Here is a 21,797-nt window from a genome sequence, read left to right as displayed (position 1 = left end):
AAAGTATTCTTTTTACTTTTTATTAGGGGTCATCATGGAGGATTAATCTTCCAATTCTGATCTCAATATTTGCTTTACATCATCAATGGTTTCTTCTTCTAAATCTACCATCTTAAGTAAAGCTGCAGTATCTTTGTCTAGTACGCTTCTTGCAGTTTCTAGACCAACTTTCTTAAACTCTTCGATGATCCATGCTTCGATCTCGTCGTTAAACTCTGTTAACTCCACATCGTCATCTTCTTGTTTTTCTCTGTATACATCAATCTCAAAATCTGTTAACCAAGATGCCAATTTGATATTTTGACCTTGCTTACCAATCACCTTAGAAATCTCTTCTACTGGCGTGTAAACTAAGGCATAATTAGTCTCTGTATTAACTTCTATTTTATTAATAGTGATGTTACCTAATGCTCTTTTCACTAATATCTCTGGGTTCTTAGACCATTGGATAACGTCAATATTTTCGTTTCTCAATTCTCTAACCACACCATGTATTCTTGATCCTTTTACTCCAACACAAGCTCCAACTGGATCTATTCTGTCATCGTAAGCATCTACAGCAATCTTCGCTTTCTCACCCGGAATCCTCACAACTTTTTTCAAAATGATTGTACCATCTTGAATCTCCGGAATCTCCATCTCCAACAATTGCTCTAAAAACTTAGGCGACGTTCTAGAAATACTGATCTGAGGCTTAGATCCTCTAAAATCAACACTTTCTACAATCGCTCTCACACTGTCTCCTTTCTTGAAGAAATCAGACGGAATCTGGTTTTCTTTTGGTAAAATAAACTCATTACCTTCGTCATCTAACAAAATAACATGCTTGTGACGGATATGGTGTACTTCTCCAACAACCAATTGTCCAATTCTATCACGGAACTCTTCATATAAAGAAGCATTAAAATGCTCTTGTATCTTAGTTGCAAGAATCTGCTTCAAAGTTAAGATATTTCTTCTACCCAACTTAGCCACAGGAATCTCTTGTGTAAACTCTTCTCCTACCTCGAAAGTAGAATCTATCTTTCTAACTTCTGAAATTTCGATTTCTAAATCGTCGTCTTCAGACATCTCGTCCTCTACAATTCTCTTATTTAAAAAGATCTGAAAATCGCCTTTATCAGGATTAACGATTACATCAAAATGATCATCTGAGTCATATCTTTTTCTAAGAAGTGTTTTCAAAGAATCTTCGATAATCGCCATCAAATCAATTTTGCTAACGTTTTTCACTTCTTTAAAATCGCCAAAGGCTTCAATTAAAGCTAAATTATCCATTGATGTATTTTTTCTTTATTAAAATTTTATTACTACTAAAGCTTTTTTGATATCCGGAAACAACAACAACCTTTCTTCTACAACATCTTCCTTTCCTTTACCAATAAGTTTCGGTCTACGATAACGCAAAGTTAAAACAATTCCCTCATCTGTAATACCAGTCAGTTCGCCCTCTACCTTTTCATCATCCTGAAGCGTAATATCCAAGTCACGCCCCATATTTTTCTTAAACTGTCTTGGCAACGTCAATGGCTCCGACAAGCCCGGAGACATCACCTGAAGTCCAAAATCATACACTTCCTTATCCAGATTAAACTCTACAGCGCGACTAGCATCCAGACAATCCTGAAGATTAACTCCTTGGTCACCGTCTAAAATTATCGTAATATTATCATCCGGCGTAATCTTTAATTCTACCAGATATAAATCATCGCGTGTTTCTAAAAAGTCCTGAACTAGCTTTGCTACCTGCTCTCTAAACGTCATAATTTGCTTTAAAATTTGCATTCACGAAAAAAGGCTTTCTATCAGAAGCCTTCTCATTTTTTCCCGTAAATCTTTTGCAAAGATAAGATTTCTCAACGATATATCAAAATCTATATATTAACTTTTTGAAAATGAAAGCATTTTGAAATCCTTAGCAATGCACAAAATAATTTAACAATAAAAGCCATAAACATTAATTAACCTATTATTACTATAAAATTTTGTATTTTTGCTTTTCTAAAATTAAAAACCAAATATTTTGAATATAACAATTGTTGGCACTGGTTACGTAGGCCTTGTAACTGGCACTACTCTTGCAGAATTAGGAAATTCTGTCTACTGTGTAGATATAGATGAAAAAAAAGTGGAAAACATGAAAAAAGGCATCGTCCCAATATACGAGCCTAATCTTGAAGAAATGTTTCTTAGAAACATCCAAGCTGACAGATTATTTTTCACCACTAATCTTAAAGAAGCTCTAGATAAAAGTGAAGTAATCTATCTTGCTCTCCCTACGCCTCCTGGCGAGGATGGCTCTGCAGACCTTTCCTACGTCTTAAAAGTAGCTAACGATATTGGAGAAATGATGACCGATTATAAAGTAATCGTTAATAAGTCTACTGTCCCAGTTGGTACTGCCGACAAGGTAAGCGCCGTTATTGCAGCCAAAACTGAGATTGCTTTTGATGTAGTTTCTAACCCAGAATTTTTACGAGAAGGTTTTGCAGTAGAAGATTCTATGAATCCTACTAGAGTAGTTGTTGGTGCTAACTCTGACAGAGCAAAAGATATCATGTCAAAAATCTATCAACCCTTTACCAATACAGGCATTCCGATTATTTTCATGGATGAGAAATCATCAGAATTAACAAAATATGCCTCCAACTCTTTCTTAGCTGTGAAAATAACTTTTATGAACGAAATTGCCAATTATTGCGAATTAGTTGGTGCCGATGTTGATAAAGTTAGATTAGGCATGGGAAGCGATGACAGAATTGGCCACCGTTTCTTATTCCCTGGTATTGGCTACGGCGGAAGTTGTTTCCCTAAAGATGTGAAGGCTTTAATTAAATCCGGAAAACAAGAAAACTTTAATTTCCAAATTTTAGAAGCAACAGAAAGTGTTAACACCACTCAAAAGGTAATCTTAACTCACGAAATCGAAAAATACTTCAACAATCTTGAAGGTAAAAAAATCGCTTTGTGGGGTCTAGCTTTTAAGGCTAATACGGACGATATTAGAGAGGCTTCTTCTTTGGATAACATCAAAATATTACTAGAAAAAGGCGCTAAAATAACAGCTTATGATGCTGTAGCAGAAGATAATGTCAAAAAAATATTAGGAGATAAAATAGAATATGCTAAAGATATGTATTCCGCATTAGAAGATGCTGACTGTCTATTAATAGCAACCGAATGGTCTGAGTTTAAAAATCCTAATTTTGATCTCATGGCTTCTAAGATGAAAAATAAAATTATTTTTGACGGAAGAAATATGTATCCTTTAGAAACCGTAGAGCAACACGGCTTCTTTTATAAATCAATTGGTAGAAAAACGGTTAAAAATTAACTGATGAAAAATATAATTATTACGGGCGGAGCAGGTTTTATTGGTTCGCATGTTGTGAGAGAATTTGTGAAAAATTTACCACACACTACCATTATTAACCTAGATGCTCTTACTTATGCTGGTAACTTAGAGAATCTTAAAGATATAGAAAACGAGCCTAACTATGTTTTCGAGAAAGCTGATATTACTAATCCTGAAGAGCTAAGAGTAATTTTTGAAAAATATAAACCAGAGGCCATTGTACATCTTGCGGCAGAATCTCATGTGGACAGAAGTATCACAGATCCTAACGCTTTTATCAACACCAATGTTAACGGCACGGCTAACCTGTTAAATCTTGCTCGAGAATTTTGGACGCTTAATCCAGATCACACGCATGGTAATTTCCCTGATACAAAAAGAGAAAATCTTTTCTATCACGTATCTACAGACGAAGTTTATGGTGCTCTTGGAGAAACTGGCCTTTTTACAGAAGAAACTTCTTATGACCCAAAATCTCCTTATTCTGCAAGCAAAGCAGCATCTGATCATCTTGTGAGAGCTTACGGCAACACCTACGGAATGCCATTTATCATTTCTAACTGCTCTAATAATTATGGTCCAAATCACTTTCCTGAGAAGTTAATTCCGCTTTGTATTTCTAATATATTGAACGGAAAACCATTGCCAATATACGGTGACGGAAAATACACCAGAGATTGGCTTTATGTGATAGATCATGCTAAAGGAATTTTCCAAATTTTCCATGAAGCGAAAACTGGCGAAACTTATAATATCGGAGGCTTCAACGAATGGCAAAATATTGATTTGATTAAAGAATTAATCAAACAAATGGATGCTAAGTTAGGTAATCCAGAAGGTCATTCAGAACAATTAATTACCTACGTTAAAGATAGACCAGGTCATGACAAACGTTATGCAATAGACGCTTCTAAACTTAATAAAGATCTTGGTTGGGAGCCAAGTGTAACCTTTGAGCAAGGTTTATCCAAAACGATTGACTGGTTCTTAGACAACAAAGAATGGCTAGAAAATGTAACATCTGGTGATTATCAGAAATATTACAACAAGCAATATTCTTAAACCTAACACAAAAAAACATGAAAGGAATTATACTAGCTGGAGGTTCCGGCACAAGACTTTACCCTCTAACCATAGCGGTAAGCAAGCAATTAATGCCTGTCTATGACAAGCCGATGATCTATTATCCGTTATCTATTTTATTACTTGCGGGTATCAAAGAAATATTGATTATAACAACACCACACGACCAAGAAGCTTTCCAAAAATTATTGGGTGATGGTTCGCAGATTGGCTGTAAATTTGAGTATAAAATTCAACCTTCACCAGATGGATTAGCACAAGCTTTTGTACTAGGAGAAGACTTTATCGGTGACGATTCTGTAGCGTTGGTATTAGGCGACAACATTTTCTATGGCGCTGGATTACCAGAATTATTAGAAAGTAAAACCAATGTAAAAGGCGGTTGCGTATTTGCTTATCAAGTAACAGACCCTGAGCGTTATGGCGTGGTAGAATTTGATGAAAATTTCAAAGCGCTTTCTATTGAAGAAAAGCCAGAAAGCCCAAAGTCTAATTATGCAGTTCCTGGATTATATTTTTATGATAATTCTGTGGTAGAATATGCTAAAAATCTTAAGCCATCTCCTAGAGGAGAATTAGAAATTACTGATATTAATAAAATTTATCTAGAAAAAGGCAATCTAGAGGTTGGCGTCATGTCCAGAGGTACAGCTTGGCTAGATACAGGGACATTCGATTCTTTGCATGAAGCATCAGAATTTGTAAAAGTTTTAGAAAAAAGACAAGGTGTGAAAATCTCTTGTATCGAAGAAATAGCTTACAAGAAAGGGTTTATTAATAAAGATCAACTGTTACAATCTGCCGAGAAATATGGAAAAAGTGGTTACGGTGGCTATCTGAAAAATCTGATATAAGCTATGGATAATCAAAGCGATAATAACAATTGGTCTCAGGTTATATCTTCTAAACACTCTCTTTTTTCATTAAACCTAGGTGAAGTATGGAAATACCGCGATCTGGTATACATGTTGGTAAAGAGGGACTTTATTACTTCTTTTAAGCAGACAGTATTAGGCCCATTATGGTTCTTTATCAATCCCATTTTCACCACGATAATGTACGTTATTGTTTTTGGTAATGTAGCAGGATTATCTACTGATGGTGCACCAAAATTACCATTCTACCTAGCTGGTGTTACTTTATGGAATTATTTTTCCTCTTGTCTTACTGGTACTTCTTCGGTTTTTAGAGGCAATGCTTCTATTTTCGGGAAAGTCTATTTCCCAAGATTAGTTATGCCATTATCTATAGTTATATCTAACTTAATGAGATTTGGCGTACAGTTTCTACTATTTATTATTGCTGTTTTATACTACTATTTTGTAGAAGGCTCTATCCATCCTAACTTATGGGTCTTGGCAACGCCTTTTTTAATATTATTGATGGCAGGTTTTGCAATGGGAACAGGCATGATCTTCTCTGCATTAACAACCAAATACCAAGATATCAATATGTTATTAGGATTTGGTGTATCTTTATTTATGTATGCAACACCAGTAATTATGCCAATCTCATCTTTTCCTGTTAAATATAAATGGATTGCAGACCTTAATCCATTATCTGGTATTTTTGAGTGTTTTAAATACGGCTATCTTGGCGTAGGAGACTTCTCCATAGGGATGCTTGGCTACTCTACCTTATGCACTCTTATAGCACTTATAATAGGAACGATCATCTTTACAAAAGTTGAAAAAGGTTTCATGGATACTGTTTAATTTAGAAAAAGAATCAAATGTCAAAAAATATAGTTTTAGATGTAGAAAACGTTTCTAAACAATACCGCCTTGGTGAGGTTGGGACAGGAACACTACAGCATGATATAAAGCGTTGGTGGGCTAATGTTAGAGGAAAAGAAGATCCTTTCCTTAAAATTGGTGAATCTAATGATCGTACGCAAAAAGGCGAATCAGATTATGTCTGGGCGCTTAAAGATATTAATTTTCAAATCGAGCAAGGACAAGCAGTTGGGATTATTGGACGTAACGGTGCTGGTAAATCTACTTTGCTTAAGTTACTGTCTAGAGTAACCAAACCTACTACAGGATCTATTAAATATAAAGGTCGCATTGCTTCACTCTTAGAAGTGGGCACCGGTTTTCACCCAGAGATGACCGGTAGAGAAAACATCTATCTTAACGGTGCTATCTTAGGAATGACTCGTAAAGAAATCACCCGCAAATTTGATGAGATCGTAGCCTTTGCAGGTGTAGAACGTTATATAGATACGCCTGTGAAAAGATATTCTTCTGGGATGTATGTGCGTCTTGCCTTTGCCGTTGCCGCTCACTTAGAATCCGAAATATTAATAGTAGACGAAGTCTTAGCTGTTGGTGATGCCGAATTTCAAAAAAAATGCCTTGGCAAAATGGGCGATGTTACCAAAAATGAAGGTAGAACCATTTTGTTTGTTAGTCATAATATGACAGCAATAAAATCCTTGTGTAGTCATGGAATAGTAATGTCTAATGGCACAATAATATATGATGGAACTATAGCAAAAGCTATGAGTGTTTATAATGGTGATAAAAACCAATTCGGGAACACTGTTGTTTTAGGTAATCATAAAGATTTCAAAAATAATTCGTTTGAACTTAATAAAGTTTCTCTTGTTGATGAAAATTTTGAATCTCGCGAAGATGACTTTGCTGAAAACGAAAAATTCAGTTTACTAACAGATATAAATATTAAAGATAAAAATAGCCAATATCATTTATCTTATGTCGTAAAAAACTTTAACAACGAAGTTATTTTCACTCTAAGCAATGCTTTTAAAACCAAATTAGTTGAAGGTGAGAATAAATTAATTTGTGATATTCCTAAAAATTTCTTTAATGTTGGCGAGTATATTTTATCGCTATATATCATTAAAAATGTACAAGAAAGCATATTATTTGAAGAAGATATTTTAAGTTTCAGAATTGTAGAACGCGATAAAGAATTAGGAGAATGGATGGGTATCGAGCCCGGATTTATTAAAACTAATTTTGAATGGCATCAATTGTAAAACGTATAGTAAAACTACTTAATAGCAATCGCGCACTGTCAAATATTTTTCTTCGAAAAATTTACAATTTTAAATATTATCCTTACTCATATATTATCCAGATTGATGATATAGAGAATAGAAAAGCAGAACGCATAATAGAATTAGAGCCTTCGTTAACTTTTACTAATTATTATCCAAAATTCCATAATCAAAAAGAGAAATGTGATACTACACAGACTCCAGAGATTTATTTGTATCATTTTAATAATGCCGTAATTCATATTGCCAGTTCTTCAATAATTGTAAAAAATCAATTAGTAACTTATCGTACGAAAGATGAACGCTATAATGAGGGCTTCGTAAAAATACATGATAACGATTATGCTAAAGTAGATATTAAAAACAGAGAAGATATCGAAGAAGCATTATTTCTAGGTGGAAATGGTTCTTGGAATTGGTTTCATTTCTTAATAGAAATAATGCCAAAACTTACCATATATGATAAAAAAAACAGTCAGGTATTATTGGTTAATGACATTGTGTTAAAAACACCTAGTATGCAAAAAATTCTAAATATTGTATCTAAAAATAATTTTGAAATAAAATATCTTAGTTCTGAGAAAGCATATTATGTCAAAAATTTATATCATATCAACGACTTTAATCACCTACAGTTTAATCGATTTGATAACTTAATAAAATCAGATGGAACTTCGTACAATACAAAACTTACGAGGAACTACAGTGAAGTAATTACAAATGAGATTACTCCGGTTGAAAATCTACCACAAAATATATTTTTATATCGTAAAAACACACATAGGATAGCCAATAATCAAGATGAAATTTTAAACTATCTCGCTCCATACGGTTTTGTAGCAATATGCTTGGAAGAGTTATCATTAGAAATGCAGGTTAATTATTTTAAAAATGCTAAATTTATCATTGGTATATCTGGAGCAGCTTGGTCTAACTTAATTTTTTGTAGAAATAAGCCTAAATCTATTTGCTTTATTCCTGACAATGCAAAAGAATTTTCAGCATTTTCTAATTTGGCTTATATCTTTAATGTAGATTTGCTATTTCAAACATACGAAACCAATAATGCTCATCATTATTCTAGCAATTTTGAAATAGATTTCATTGAATTCAAACTATTATTTAAATCATTAATAAATGAAAACTAATCAACCTCATATTATCAATTTTGACAACATCGGTTCTTCAGAACTTGGATATATCACCATAGCTGAAACTCAGAAAAACATACCTTTTGATATAAAACGCGTATATTGGACTTATTATACGCCACAGGATGTTGTCCGTGGAGGTCATGCTCACAAAGCCTTAGAGCAAGTGATATTTGCCGTATCTGGTACAATTACTTTCAATACCGAAGATAAAGATGGGAACCAAGAAACCTTTGTATTAGATCACCCAAGTAAAGGATTGTATATTCCTAAATTGATCTGGAGAGATATCCATTTCACGCACAATGCTGTGCTTTTATGTTTGGCGTCTGAGTTATATACCGAAGATGATTATTTTAGAGATTATCAAGATTTTAAAGATTTTAAATAATGATTAAAATTCATGATTTAGCAGATGTCCAAAGTACTAATATTGGAGAAGGAACTTCAATTTGGCAATTTTGTGTCATTTTAAAAAAAGCTATTATTGGCAAAAACTGCAATATTAACTGCCAAGTTCTAATAGAAAATGAAGTATCTATTGGAGATAACGTGACTGTTAAGCCTGGTGTACAGATATGGGACGGTATAACATTAGAAGACAATGTCTTTGTTGGGCCTAACGCCACTTTTACTAATGATCTGTTTCCAAAATCGAAGAATACGGATTTTACTTTACAAAAAACACTCATCAAGAAAGGTGCTTCTATTGGCGCTAATGCAACAATACTTGCTGGTATTACTATTGGAGAAAACGCACTAATCGGGGCAGGAAGTGTTGTAACAAAAGACGTTCCGGCTAATGAAATATGGATCGGTAATCCTGCAACGTTTTTAAGAACAACATAATGGTGAAAATTTTTGAATTAGACAAAATAAAACTACTCAATTATATATTCTTAATATTACTCGGATTTTATTTCTGTTTTATTTGTCTTTATAGCCTAGATACAATAGACTCTGGATTTATTCTATCATTTATTGGAAGATTAAATCAAGGACAAATTGCTTATAAAGATTTTGATTTGGTTAGGCCTGCTGGTAATGTAATTTTCTGGGATATTCTCTTATATTTTTTTCCTAAGAATTCTCCTTATCTATTAATATACTGCAGATTTTTGGTGATTTTAGAGTGTGTTGTTATCAGTTTTATTTTATCTAAAATAATTTTCAAAAAGACTTATACCTATTCAATTATAGCTTTAATTACTTTATTTATACTGCATAGCTTCAACATAATGCCTTGGCACACAATTGATGGTATACTTTGGGGCTCCATTACAATTTTATGCTTAAAAAATAGATTTTTATTATGCGCTATTATCTTTGCATTTTTGGCAAGTTGTTCTAAACAATCTTTTTACATTTTCACTTTTCTTTCATTTATTTTAATTTTTTATGATCTAATAATACAGAGAGTAAAACTTAAAAAAAATGATATAATGATCTTTATTACTTTTGCTATAATTATTTTGATGATAGCCATTAGGTATAATATAATTGAAAATATAGAGTTGATTATATCTCAAACTAAAACAAAGAACGGCTTACAACAACTATACAATGCTGGAGTTAAATTATACTTTTTTGATAGTAAGTATTATAATATAGCCTTTCTAACCTTATCAGTATTTATACTACTAAATAAAAAAATTAGTAATACTCATTTATTCTATTTCTCTACATTTTTAATTGTAATTTTTTACGCCTACCCAATTTTCAACAATGCTATTTATAAATATAGCCACCTACTGTTTCTATTTTTCTTCACTTGTTATTTACGTATGGAAAGAAAAGACTTATTTGGGTTTTTATTGTTTACATTAGCATGGTGCTCGTCTTTATCATGGGGTTATCATGAACCAACATTTTTCATAGGTATTTTATACCTGTATCTATTTGGTCATCTTTTCACGAAGAATCTTATCTTATTGTTAGCATATATAATCTTATTTAGTATGTTTACATTGAGAATTCTATATCCTTATTTTAATGTAAATTTTTTTAAAACAAATTATGTATTCTCTAAGGACATACCAATCATTTCTGGTATATACTTATCTAAAGAGACTAATGATTATTGTAAGGAAGCTTACAATCTAAGAAAAAAGTATAAAAAAGTAGTTTATTTACCAGGAAGTCCTTTGTTGGATGTCATTAGTAATACATACAATAATAGAGCATCGTGGGAAATGGATGTAGAATATCCTAACTTTGAAAAAGATATTAAAAATATGATTAAGAGCAATAGTGTATATTATATAATTGATAAAAAACCAGCAATCTCAATAAATCATGCTTATTTTAAAAGTACTTTCACTAGTAAAGTAATTGAGAATAAAACCAAAGTTGATTCTACGAACTATTTTTATATTTACAAATAATGATAAAATTCCTTGACTTACAAAAAATAAACCTACTATATCAACAAGAAATTGAAGAAAAACTAGTCGCTATTTTTCGATCTGGTTGGTATCTCTTAGGAGAAGAAGTAAAAAACTTCGAAGATAATTTAGCTAATTATATTGGTGTAAAACATGCTATTGGCGTTGCAAATGGACTAGACGCACTGCGCCTAATTTTCAGAGCTTATATAGAATTAGGTATTATGAAAGCTGGTGACGAAGTGATTGTTCCTGCCAACACCTATATAGCATCCATATTGGCTTTGTCAGACAATGGATTGATTCCTATTTTGGTAGAACCGGATGTTGAAACATATAATATAGATCTCGCTAAAATTGAAAACGCGATTACTCCAAAAACAAAAGCCATTCTACTAGTCCACTTACAAGGAAGAGTAGTCTTTGGTAAAGAGTTAAAAGAAATAGCCCTAAAACATAATCTGAAAATTGTAGAAGATAATGCACAAGCCATTGGCGCTAGTTGGGCTGGCACAAAAGCTGGAAATCTTGGAGATGCTGCAGGCTTCAGCTTCTATCCGGGCAAAAATCTTGGTGCATTGGGAGATGCAGGCGCTGTTACCACCAATGACGATCAACTTGCAAAAACCATAAAAGCAATAGCCAATTATGGTTCTAACCAAAAGTATGTTAACATCTATAAAGGTCTCAACTCTCGTATGGATGAGCTACAAGCGGGAGTGCTTGATATAAAATTAAAATACATAGATCAAGAAAACCAAGCACGAAGATCGGTAGCAAAACGCTTCAACACAGAGATTAATAATCCTAAAATCAAATTGCCACAGCATCCAGAAGACGAACTGGAGCACGTATGGCATGTTTATGTTGTAAGATCAAAACAACGGGATGAGTTACAACAATATCTCACAGAAAATGGAGTGCAAACCATCATCCACTACCCTATCGCACCTCATCAACAGGAAGCTTATAAAGAACTGAGCCATCTGTCGTTTCCGATTACAGAAAACATGCATCAGGAAGTATTAAGCCTGCCTATTTCTTCGGTATTAACAAAAGAAGAAGTGAGCGAAATTATTAAAATTGTAAATGATTTCTAAGTCATGAATACTAATCCGCTGGTAACAATTATTGTTGTTTCTTACAATCAAGCAAAATATATTAAAGAAAATCTGGATAGCATAAAATTGCAGACCTATAATAATATTGAACTTATTGTAGCGGATGATGCATCTCCTGATAATTCGGTTGCTATTTTTGAGTCTTGGTTAACTGACAATAATTATTCTGCAAAGAAAAACTATCACCAAAACAATACAGGTCTTGCAACCATTCTTAATGAATGTATTGAGATAGCTACAGGAAAATATATTAAAATAATTGCAGCTGATGATTATCTACACCCAGAGTCTATCGAACAGTGTGTTACTAAACTGGAAGAATTAGGAGATGATTACGGAATGGTCTTTTCTGATACTCATGCCGTTAACCACGCGTCACAAATTACATCTGATATCGCAAATTACAATGCCTTAGGAAATATTGACCCTTTATTATTTAGAAATGAACTTATAAAAGGAAATCGTATTGCTGCATTAACAGTACTTATGAGGTTAGATGTGCTAAAAGAGACGGGAAAATATGACTCCAAATTAATAGTAGAAGATTATTATCGCTGGCTTAAGATTAATGAAAAATATCTAATAACATATATCCCTACAAAACTTGCTTATTATCGTCTACATGATAATAATATAACTAGAGTTAAAGCTGATAGAATAGCACAAGAAGACTTAATATTAAAAATGATATTTGATAAAAATGGAATTTTAAAAGAACATGTTAACTCTTCAGCATTAAAATATTATTTAACAAATAAAAACCTACCGAAAGAATTTCTTAAAGCTTATAATAACTATCCTTATAAAACGAAACGGCTAGCATTAGCTATGCAATACAAATTCCCTGTTTTTTTATATAAAATCCTAAATAAAATTATCTAAGAATGTCATCTCTAATCTCCATTATCGTCCCTTGCTACAATCAGTCCCAATACATGGATGAATGCTTGCAGTCCGTCCTAGACCAAACCTATCAAAATTGGGAATGTATAATAGTGAATGATGGTTCTCCAGATAATACAGAGGAAGTTGCCAAGATTTGGACGGAGAAAGATACACGTTTTAAATACCTTAAAAAAGAAAATGGAGGATTGTCTTCTGCCAGAAATGCGGGTATAGAAATAGCACAAGGAGAATGGATCTTGCCACTGGATAGTGATGATAAGATAGGTAATCGATATTTAGAATTGGCGGAGAAAGAAATTAAATTAGGGTATGATTTCATATATTTTTCTTTACAATTATTTGGTGCTGAAGAATATATTATTAATGTCAATAAAATAATACCTGAAAGATTGCTGTATGTCAATCCTTTTTACTGCTCATGCATCTATCCTAGAGCTAAATGGCTAAGTCTTGGTGGATATGACGAATCCCTTAAAGAAGGTCTAGAGGACTGGGAATTCTGGATAAATATGTTCTTTAATACCGACACAAAAGTTAAAAAAGTCGATTATATAGGATTCTTTTACAGAAGGAAAGAAGTCTCTATGAATACTTTAATGAACAATGATTCTGACAAACAATACGAAACTAAAAAATATATTTTAAAAAAACATTTAGAGCACTACATTAACAATAATAGCTGGATAATTAAAACCTCATTAGAAAAAGAAAGATATTATCAAGATAAAAAATACTATGAGACGCTTATTTTAAAAAATTGGTTTGGGAGAATTGTTTTTAAAATACTAAAATTAGTAAATGAATAAATATTCAAAAATATTATGGGGTACTGGAGATCCCATCCTAGATCATATTCCAAAAACAATTTGGCTATATTGGGAAGGCAGGTCTTCTGAAGTGGTCAACAGATGTATTGATAAACTAAAATCTACATTATTAGACTATGAAATCATAATACTTAATAATAAAAATTTACATCAATATTTACCTAATATTATTGCTTCTAGAGAGGATTTACCAATAGCTAATTATTCAGATATTATTAGGTTAGATTTATTAAGAACCCATGGCGGTATCTGGATGGATGCCAGTATTTTAATCACTCAGGATTTCTCTTGGTTAGATACTGTGAAATCATCATATAAACCTGAGTTAATTGGTTTCTATTCTGATTTATTTACCACTAATTATGGTCAACCAATTATTGAAACATGGTTTTTAGCTGCAACTAAAAATAGCCAATTTATTAGGGACTGGTACAATGAATATGAAAAGTGTTATACCTCAAAAAAGCCTCATCAATATTATACAGAACTTAAAAATAATAAAGAGCAGATACAAGGCTTGTATGATGATATATCTGCAGATTATTTAATATGCTATCTTTCAGCCATCAAAATAATGTTAGAAAGTAAAAATTACAGGATATTAATGTATTCTGCTAATGACACTGGACATTTATATAAATTTAAGTTAAAATTCACTTTAAAAGAGTTTTTCATTTTCTTTCTAAAAGATAAAACTAAAGATACTAGCGATTTACCATTTTTAATCAAATACATAAATACAACAAGAACATTTTTGGATACCGCTATTAATAGAGGTCAGTACACTAAAGAATCTCTTTTGTATAAAATTTCCCCTGATAAACACTACAGAAGTAATAAGTTATTACGCAGTTTTAATTACCTCTATTATATTGTAAACAATTTGTTAAAAAAGTATATTCATAAAATCAATACTAAAAATTAATGGAACTCGCATATATCCTAAACAAAATTAATATAGTCCATTTTTCTGCTGGAAGTTTGACTTCCGAGTTGATGACACAACTTATAAAGGCATATAATTTATCTTCTTACAAACATTTGGGATTCATCAATTGGATGAAAGCTTATAAAAAGATTCAGACTATAAAAAAATACAAATAATAAAGTCACCTTAAAATACAAGTTCAAGCAATTACTGTGAAAAACAAAGTTCTTTTCATCTACAAAAACACAAATCTAGCGGCTCAGTTTGTAAAGCATTTCAAATTGAACGGTTATGACGTGCATGAGTTTTACGATGAAGAAATCCCTTACTATGAGTTTTCGAAACTGCAAAAATTAGAAAACATTTATCATCGGATCGTAAAAAAAGATACTCAGCATATCCACAAGATTAACGATCGTAACTTTGATAACATCACCAGAAAAAAGCTCAATCAATTAAAAAAACAAAATCTGAAATTCGATGTTTGTTTTGTGATTAGAGGTGATCTAGTCCCAGAAAATGTCCTAAAATATGCCCGTACAATTTCTGACAAAATGATAGATTATCAGCTAGATGGACTGTCTGTCTCTGCGAAGATTTTAGATTACGATGAATTGTTTGATCAAATATATGTTTTTGATGAGCTAGATGTAAGAGATTATCCTGACTATAATCTAAAGTCGATTACCAATTGTTTTTTTGAAGAAGAACAGCTTCCCAAAAGCATAGATTTTTCTTATATTGGCGTCGATACAGAAGATCGGTTTGATATATTGGAGAAACTTTTTGATATAATTCACTTTATTAATCCAAACTTTATTATTGATTTTAAACTAAAGCAAAATGATTACAATCCTAGAAAATCTGATAAGTTAAAAATGCTAAATCAATCCTTATCTTACCAAGAATGCTTAGATTTGAGTAATAAATCAAAATATTTAATAGATATTAAAAGAGAGGAACATAATGGCTTGTCATTAAGATTTTTTGAAGCTCTAAATTTTAAGAATAAAATCATTACCAATAATCAATTCGCAAAACAGTATGATTTCTATCATCCGGACAATATATTTATCACTGATTATAAAACCTTTGCAGGCCTAGAAGAATTTATTGCAAAACCGTATCATCATATTAATGACACTATCGTCAACGAATATAAATTTGATAACTGGATCCAAAATCTATTTGAAATTAACAAATAACCTATGATTCCAAAAAAAATACATTATTTCTGGTTTGGTAATAATCCAAAACCAAAAATTGTAGAATACTGTATACAAAGCTGGCAAAAGTATTTGCCGGATTATGAGATTATAGAGTGGAATGAAGCTAACTTTGATGTCACACAAAATAACTTTGTCAATACAGCTTATCAAAATAAAAAATGGGCTTTTGTCTCCGACTTTGCTAGAGCAAAAATACTTTACGAGCAAGGTGGTTTTTACTTGGACACAGACATGGAAGTCAAAAATACCTTGAACGATTTTTTGCAACATCCCGCTATTTGTGGTTTTGAGATCAAAGGAATTCCATATTCTGCATTTTGGGGTGTAGAAGCAGGTCATCCGTTGGCTTTTGACATCATGCAGTATTATTTGGACAATCCATATTCTGAAACACCAAATACTGCTATATTTTCCAAATTGTTGGTAGAAAAGTACGGCGCAGATCCAAATAAGGATCAATACCAGGAATTGAAGTATGGGGTACATCTGTATCCATCGACCTACTTTTCCTTAGATCTTCCCATCAATTATGTCACCCATCATTTTTCGGGATCTTGGCATGACAGCTGGACGGAGGAGGAAAACACCTACAAAGAAATGGTTAATATGTATGGATTACTCCATAAATTAATCCAAGAAAAAAATGGAAAAAAAAGAATAAAAGATGTCGTCTACAATCATCAATTGCTAAAAATAGACGATATCCTAGACCAAATCCCAACCAGATATATCCTAGATTATTTACAGCGCAAATTGGTTAAAAAAATCAGGAAATGAAAAAACTAAAAGATGCCATTGCTGTTTTATTGGGAAGAGCTACAGCGCACAAGATCAAAGAAAAAAAAATCCACTTTATCAATCAGGAATTTTCTGACCCGGAAAGAGATTTTTTGAATACTTTGTCTATAGAATTTCTTTTTGCAGAATTTGGAGAACATCGTACCAACGGAGGCGGAGCAACACTGGATTCTGAAAACAGATTAGATCCCTCGCTGAAAACTTTGAAGAAGTATTTCCCAGACGTAACATATACCGTTTATAGTGATTTTGATCTAAATATCGCCGGAGTCAATCTAATTAAAGTAAAATCGCCAGTAATAAATCCTGACCATGAAAGGTTTGGTTACAGAACAGCAGATTATTATAAATTTTATTCGTTGATTAATTCTAAGGCAGATTTTAAATGTGTGTTGGATTCTGATATGCAAATTGTATCATCTGATGTCATTGCATTAATTAATCTGACCAAAAAATTTGGATTTTGCGTACCTTACAATGATCGTCAGTTGCTGCGTCAGGATATGCAAATATCCAAGGACACACAAGAGATTACAGACGACTCCAAAGGTCTTGGACATTCTTACAATCAAAGTCCGATGACGCTTTGGAAAAATGATGACAGAGGATTAGAATTTTACAAAAACTGTGCAGAAATCATGAAAACTGATCCATCACGAGGCTCCCTCGTTATGTGGAAAGCAGCCTGGAAAACGGGGATATCTCCCTACATCTTACCAAAACAATGGTGCGTGTGCGACGGTAACGAAGGCATCGGAAATGAAGTGATGCTGCATGTTGGACATAAAAGTATAAAAGAGTATTATGAAAATTAGATTTATACATATTCCTTTTTTTCTGTTATCAATTATTTATATCTACGAATTTTTAAAGTATGCCTTTTCTCCGTTAATATTAAACTATGAAACAGCTGATCTTTTAATTAATTACAAAAATGGCTTTATAAGAAGGGGGCTTCTTGGTAGTATTTTTTTACAATTTAATAAAGTTGGGATTAATCCTTTATTAATAGTTAGATTATTTTCGATATCTTGTTTTACTGCAATATGCTTAATATTCTATCATTATTTTAAAAAAAATAAATTAAGTACAAATTTTTTACTGCTTCCATTTTTTCTACCTTACCTATTACTTTGTAATATGATAGGTTTTAGAGATTATTTTTTGATATTAATTATCTATACATCAATATATCTCTTAAATAAAAGAGGAATTATCCATAATATTATTTGCTCTATTTTACTAATTATAGGAGTATTAAGTCATGAAATGTTTATCCTATACTCATGCTCTACTCTTTTAATTTATTCGCTTTTAAAAGGCAGAAATTATTTATTGAAAAGCATGACATTATCTGTTCCAGCTATAATTGCATTTTTCTTTGTAACAGAATATTCGGGAGGTATTGATGGTCTAGCAACAGAAATGTTGAGCAGCATACAATATAATATACCTCAAAATAAACCAATATTACAAATACCAAACTCTTTACTAGCGTTAGAAGGTACGTTAACTAATCATATTGGATACGTTTTTAAACTAAATAATTTAGGATTTTCGCGGGGATTAGTATACGTAAGCTTTATAGGTTTTCTTTTTGCCTTGTTGTTTAATTTTAAATTATTCAAAAAGAGCAATGGTATATTTATTTTGCCTTTTATATTTATATCCTCTATTTTTATGACATTGCCTATTTATTATGCGGCGATAGATTGGCAAAGGTTTATTTATCTATCATTTCTTTTGACTTTTATTGTCTTTTTCTTTATCTCAAGCGATAATTTTACCGTAAATAATGTTTTGATAAATAAATGGTCAAATATAGTTACGAAAAAGCTAAGTTTCATTAGCATCCATAATAGGAACACTTTATATCTATTATGTCTGCTATTCCCTATTCCTTACATCAATTTGGGTAATCATCCTTATCTTTTCTCGAATGTACTATTAATAATATATTCATATATTTCAAAAATAATATTACAATGATAATAGGCAAAGGTCTCATCGCTTCACTTTTCGTAGAAAACGATCGGGAAAACACTATTTTTTTCGCGTCTGGTGTTTCTAACTCTCTTGAAGATAGAGAAGAAGAATTCCTGAGAGAAGAGACTCTTGTCAGAAATACAATCGTGGACAATCCAGAAAAAATCTTTGTATATTTTTCTACTTGCAGTATCTACGACTCCTCAAAAACAGGAAGCGATTATGTACTTCATAAGCTGAAAATGGAGCAAATCATCAAAAGTCTTTGCAAGCAATATCTTATTTTGAGAGTGAGTAATGCCGTTGGAAAAGGTGGCAACCCAAACCTGCTGATGAATTATCTTATCCGCTCCATAAAAAATAACGAAACCATAAATGTGCATACCAAAGCCACCAGAAATCTCATAGACGCAGACGATATAAGAAACATTACTTTTAATTTATTGGATAAACAAATTCTTAATAAAATTGTAAATGTCGCTTATATTCAGAATTATGCAATCATAGAAATTTTGGAAATTATCGAACGGTTTTATAATGTAAAATTAAATCTAAACCTCATCAAAAGTGGTTCTGGATATGATATCAACGTTCCTGATGTGGAGGATTATTTCCAAAATAATGGACTTATAAACAAAGAAGATTACATTACCAGAATTCTGGAAAAATACTATTAACTAAGCAGAAATGGACTTTAAAATAAAACTTCAGGATCAAAAAGTTTTAGTCACTGGTGGTGCGGGCTTTATTGGATCTAATCTATGTGAGGCATTGTTAGAAAATAATGCCATTGTGACTTGCTTAGATAATTTTTCGACGGGTAAGAAAGAAAATTTAGATGCCGTAATTAATCATCCTAATTTTAAGCTCATAGATGGTGACATCAGAGATCTAGAAACTTGCAAAAGTGCTTGTAAAGACCAAGAATTTATTTTACATCAAGCCGCATTAGGCTCAGTACCACGATCTATAAACGATCCAATTACCTCCAATGATGTCAACGTTGGCGGATTTCTCAATATGCTTGTAGCTGCAAGAGATGCTGAAGTAAAAAGATTTGTATATGCGGCAAGCTCGTCTACATATGGTGATTATAAAGCATTGCCAAAAATTGAAGACAATATCGGAAAACCTCTTTCCCCTTACGCCATTACAAAATATGTTAACGAGCTATATGCTGACGTTTTCAAAAAAACTTATGATTTTGACACCATTGGCTTAAGGTATTTCAACGTTTTTGGGAGAAAACAAAATCCTAATGGGGCTTACGCAGCAGTAATTCCTAAGTTTGTAACACAGCTGATGAATCATGAGTCTCCAACAATCAACGGTGATGGCGAATATTCTCGGGATTTTACTTACATCGACAATGTTATCCTGATGAATCTTCTGGCGATAACCTCCAATAATCAAGACGCTTACAATCAGATTTATAATACAGCCTTTGGGGAAAGAACTACGCTCAATGATTTAGTTAAATATCTTAAAAAATATTTATCAGAATTTGACTCAAAAATAGCTGAGGTCGATATAATTTATGGTGATTATAGAAAAGGTGACGTTCCCCACTCTTTGGCAAGCATTGATAAAGCTAAAAAATTACTAAATTACCAACCTCAATTTTCTATGAAGCACGGTCTTAAAGAAGCCGTAAAATGGTATTGGAATAATCTAAAGTAATAATATGAAGCATAAAATATCAATCATCGGATTAGGTTATGTCGGTTTGCCACTGGCGAGACTATTCTCTACAAAATATCCTGTAGTTGGATTTGATATTAACATTAACAGAGTTATCGATCTTAATAATGGTAAAGATAGTACCTTAGAAGTAGATGATGATCTTTTACAATCTGCTTTAATAGTCAACAACCCTAACTATCAGGAAAAAGGATTATTTTGCTCATCTAATATAGACGACATAAGAGATTCTAACATCTATATTGTTACAGTACCTACGCCTGTATACAAGAACAATCGCCCAGACCTAACACCACTTTATAGAGCTAGCGAAACTGTGGCAAAAGTCTTAAAAAAAGGAGATATTGTGATCTATGAGTCTACCGTATATCCAGGTGCCACAGAAGAAGAATGCGTCCCAGTTCTTGAAAAAAACACAGGCTTAAAATTCAATATCGATTTCTTTGCGGGCTACTCTCCAGAACGTATTAATCCTGGTGACAAATTGCACACTGTAGAAAAGATACTCAAAGTTACAGCAGGCTCTACTCCAGAAATTGGACATATTATCAATGATCTTTACAACTCCGTAATAGAAGCAGGAACTTATCTTGCACCAAGCATCAAAGTAGCAGAAGCGGCAAAAGTGATAGAAAATTCTCAGCGAGATATTAATATAGCCTTCGTAAATGAGTTGGCAAAGATTTTTAACTTGATGAATATTGACACACACGATGTCTTGGCCGCGGCTGGTACAAAATGGAATTTCCTTCCCTTTAAACCAGGATTGGTTGGTGGTCATTGCATTGGCGTAGATCCTTATTATCTGGCTCATAAAGCTCAAGAATATGGCTATCATCCAGAGATTATTTTGGCGGGAAGAAGATTAAACGATTCTATGGGACAGTATGTTGCCAGCGAAATCGTAAAACAAATGCTAAAAAAAGATCTAAAAGTTAATCAGTCTAATGTTTTGGTTTTAGGACTTACTTTCAAGGAAAATTGTCCCGATGTTAGGAATACAAAAGTCGTGGATGTTATCAGAAATCTAGAAGATTACAACATCAATGTTTCGATATACGATCCTTGGGCCAGTCCTAATGAGGTGAAGCATGAATACAATCTAGAAACCTCAACAGAATTACCTCAACAAAAATATCAAGCAATTGTCCTTGCTGTTCCTCATAAAGAATTCGATGGGTTAGATATAGAAAGTTTACTCTGCGAAAACGGCGTTGTCTACGATGTTAAAGGAACTTTAGCACGGAAAGAAAATATCAAAAGGTTATAAACTAAAAGATGTAAGGTAAAAGATTCTCTAAAA

At 32.4% G+C, this 21,797-nt stretch carries 22 protein-coding genes; 20 read left to right on the top strand and 2 right to left on the bottom strand.

Going from position 1 to position 21,797, the window contains the following annotated elements; translation table 11 throughout:
- Nucleotides 1-42: 42 nt before the first annotated feature.
- Both nusA and rimP read right to left on the bottom strand, forming a co-directional pair.
- The gene (nusA, locus tag ACQQ6V_RS11840) at nucleotides 43-1,278 is read right to left on the bottom strand and encodes a transcription termination factor NusA (RefSeq protein ID WP_448845731.1); all 1,236 of its coding nucleotides are present in this window, start codon (nucleotides 1,276-1,278) and stop codon (nucleotides 43-45) included.
- A gap of 18 nt (nucleotides 1,279-1,296) precedes the next feature.
- Nucleotides 1,297-1,764, bottom strand: a complete 468-nt coding sequence (gene rimP, locus ACQQ6V_RS11835; RefSeq protein WP_448845730.1) for a ribosome assembly cofactor RimP — start codon at nucleotides 1,762-1,764, stop codon at nucleotides 1,297-1,299.
- A 259-nt stretch (nucleotides 1,765-2,023) separates the two neighbouring features.
- Between rimP and ACQQ6V_RS11830 the strand changes: the two genes are divergently transcribed.
- The 20 genes from ACQQ6V_RS11830 (at nucleotide 2,024) to ACQQ6V_RS11735 (ending at nucleotide 21,764) form a co-directional block, all read left to right on the top strand.
- Complete coding sequence (locus ACQQ6V_RS11830; RefSeq protein ID WP_448845729.1) at nucleotides 2,024-3,334, top strand: UDP-glucose dehydrogenase family protein; 1,311 nt, start codon at nucleotides 2,024-2,026, stop codon at nucleotides 3,332-3,334.
- 3 nt (nucleotides 3,335-3,337) lie between these two features.
- A complete protein-coding gene (gene rfbB, locus ACQQ6V_RS11825) occupies nucleotides 3,338-4,417 on the top strand; it encodes a dTDP-glucose 4,6-dehydratase (protein WP_448845728.1) in 1,080 nt (359 codons plus the stop codon).
- 17 nt (nucleotides 4,418-4,434) lie between these two features.
- Nucleotides 4,435-5,292 carry a glucose-1-phosphate thymidylyltransferase RfbA gene (rfbA, locus tag ACQQ6V_RS11820; protein WP_448845727.1) on the top strand — a complete coding sequence of 286 codons (858 nt, stop codon included), beginning with the start codon at nucleotides 4,435-4,437 and terminating at the stop codon, nucleotides 5,290-5,292.
- A gap of 3 nt (nucleotides 5,293-5,295) precedes the next feature.
- The gene (locus ACQQ6V_RS11815) at nucleotides 5,296-6,153 is read left to right on the top strand and encodes an ABC transporter permease (RefSeq protein WP_448845726.1); all 858 of its coding nucleotides are present in this window, start codon (nucleotides 5,296-5,298) and stop codon (nucleotides 6,151-6,153) included.
- A 17-nt stretch (nucleotides 6,154-6,170) separates the two neighbouring features.
- Nucleotides 6,171-7,442: an ABC transporter ATP-binding protein gene (locus tag ACQQ6V_RS11810; protein ID WP_448845725.1), complete on the top strand. Its 1,272-nt coding sequence runs from the start codon at nucleotides 6,171-6,173 to the stop codon at nucleotides 7,440-7,442.
- Complete coding sequence (locus ACQQ6V_RS11805; protein WP_448845724.1) at nucleotides 7,427-8,611, top strand: glycosyltransferase family 61 protein; 1,185 nt, start codon at nucleotides 7,427-7,429, stop codon at nucleotides 8,609-8,611. The genes ACQQ6V_RS11810 and ACQQ6V_RS11805 overlap by 16 nt, the downstream gene beginning before the upstream one ends.
- Entirely contained in the window at nucleotides 8,601-9,005 is a 405-nt protein-coding gene (locus tag ACQQ6V_RS11800) for a sugar 3,4-ketoisomerase (RefSeq protein ID WP_448845723.1), read from the top strand. Before ACQQ6V_RS11805 ends, ACQQ6V_RS11800 begins: the two co-directional genes overlap by 11 nt.
- On the top strand, nucleotides 9,005-9,463 hold the full coding sequence (locus ACQQ6V_RS11795; RefSeq protein ID WP_448845722.1) for an acyltransferase: 459 nt from the start codon (nucleotides 9,005-9,007) through the stop codon (nucleotides 9,461-9,463). Before ACQQ6V_RS11800 ends, ACQQ6V_RS11795 begins: the two co-directional genes overlap by 1 nt.
- A 1,109-nt stretch (nucleotides 9,464-10,572) precedes the next feature.
- Nucleotides 10,573-10,998, top strand: a complete 426-nt coding sequence (locus ACQQ6V_RS11790; protein ID WP_448845721.1) for a hypothetical protein — start codon at nucleotides 10,573-10,575, stop codon at nucleotides 10,996-10,998.
- Complete coding sequence (locus ACQQ6V_RS11785; RefSeq protein ID WP_448845720.1) at nucleotides 10,998-12,098, top strand: DegT/DnrJ/EryC1/StrS family aminotransferase; 1,101 nt, start codon at nucleotides 10,998-11,000, stop codon at nucleotides 12,096-12,098. The genes ACQQ6V_RS11790 and ACQQ6V_RS11785 overlap by 1 nt, the downstream gene beginning before the upstream one ends.
- Before the next feature lie 3 nt (nucleotides 12,099-12,101).
- Entirely contained in the window at nucleotides 12,102-13,001 is a 900-nt protein-coding gene (locus tag ACQQ6V_RS11780) for a glycosyltransferase family 2 protein (protein WP_448845719.1), read from the top strand.
- 2 nt (nucleotides 13,002-13,003) lie between these two features.
- A complete protein-coding gene (locus ACQQ6V_RS11775) occupies nucleotides 13,004-13,831 on the top strand; it encodes a glycosyltransferase family 2 protein (protein WP_448845718.1) in 828 nt (275 codons plus the stop codon).
- Nucleotides 13,824-14,777: a glycosyltransferase family 32 protein gene (locus tag ACQQ6V_RS11770; protein ID WP_448845717.1), complete on the top strand. Its 954-nt coding sequence runs from the start codon at nucleotides 13,824-13,826 to the stop codon at nucleotides 14,775-14,777. Before ACQQ6V_RS11775 ends, ACQQ6V_RS11770 begins: the two co-directional genes overlap by 8 nt.
- Before the next feature lie 215 nt (nucleotides 14,778-14,992).
- Nucleotides 14,993-15,985 carry a WaaS/CpsH family glycosyltransferase gene (locus tag ACQQ6V_RS11765; protein WP_448845716.1) on the top strand — a complete coding sequence of 331 codons (993 nt, stop codon included), beginning with the start codon at nucleotides 14,993-14,995 and terminating at the stop codon, nucleotides 15,983-15,985.
- A 3-nt stretch (nucleotides 15,986-15,988) separates the two neighbouring features.
- Nucleotides 15,989-16,786, top strand: coding sequence for a glycosyltransferase family 32 protein (locus ACQQ6V_RS11760; RefSeq protein ID WP_448845715.1), 798 nt, complete (start codon nucleotides 15,989-15,991; stop codon nucleotides 16,784-16,786).
- Nucleotides 16,783-17,622, top strand: a complete 840-nt coding sequence (locus tag ACQQ6V_RS11755) for a hypothetical protein (protein WP_448845714.1) — start codon at nucleotides 16,783-16,785, stop codon at nucleotides 17,620-17,622. The genes ACQQ6V_RS11760 and ACQQ6V_RS11755 overlap by 4 nt, the downstream gene beginning before the upstream one ends.
- Complete coding sequence (locus tag ACQQ6V_RS11750) at nucleotides 17,612-18,796, top strand: hypothetical protein (RefSeq protein WP_448845713.1); 1,185 nt, start codon at nucleotides 17,612-17,614, stop codon at nucleotides 18,794-18,796. Before ACQQ6V_RS11755 ends, ACQQ6V_RS11750 begins: the two co-directional genes overlap by 11 nt.
- Nucleotides 18,793-19,470 carry an NAD-dependent epimerase/dehydratase family protein gene (locus ACQQ6V_RS11745; protein ID WP_448845712.1) on the top strand — a complete coding sequence of 226 codons (678 nt, stop codon included), beginning with the start codon at nucleotides 18,793-18,795 and terminating at the stop codon, nucleotides 19,468-19,470. Before ACQQ6V_RS11750 ends, ACQQ6V_RS11745 begins: the two co-directional genes overlap by 4 nt.
- Nucleotides 19,471-19,480: 10 nt before the next feature.
- The gene (locus ACQQ6V_RS11740) at nucleotides 19,481-20,473 is read left to right on the top strand and encodes an SDR family oxidoreductase (RefSeq protein ID WP_448845711.1); all 993 of its coding nucleotides are present in this window, start codon (nucleotides 19,481-19,483) and stop codon (nucleotides 20,471-20,473) included.
- A gap of 4 nt (nucleotides 20,474-20,477) precedes the next feature.
- Nucleotides 20,478-21,764, top strand: coding sequence for a nucleotide sugar dehydrogenase (locus ACQQ6V_RS11735; RefSeq protein WP_448845710.1), 1,287 nt, complete (start codon nucleotides 20,478-20,480; stop codon nucleotides 21,762-21,764).
- Nucleotides 21,765-21,797: the final 33 nt, after the last annotated feature.

This window comes from Chryseobacterium electrogenes, from assembly GCF_053553015.1.
The sequence above is the reverse complement of the archived record's forward strand: the minus strand, read 5'-3'. Positions and strand labels throughout refer to the sequence as shown.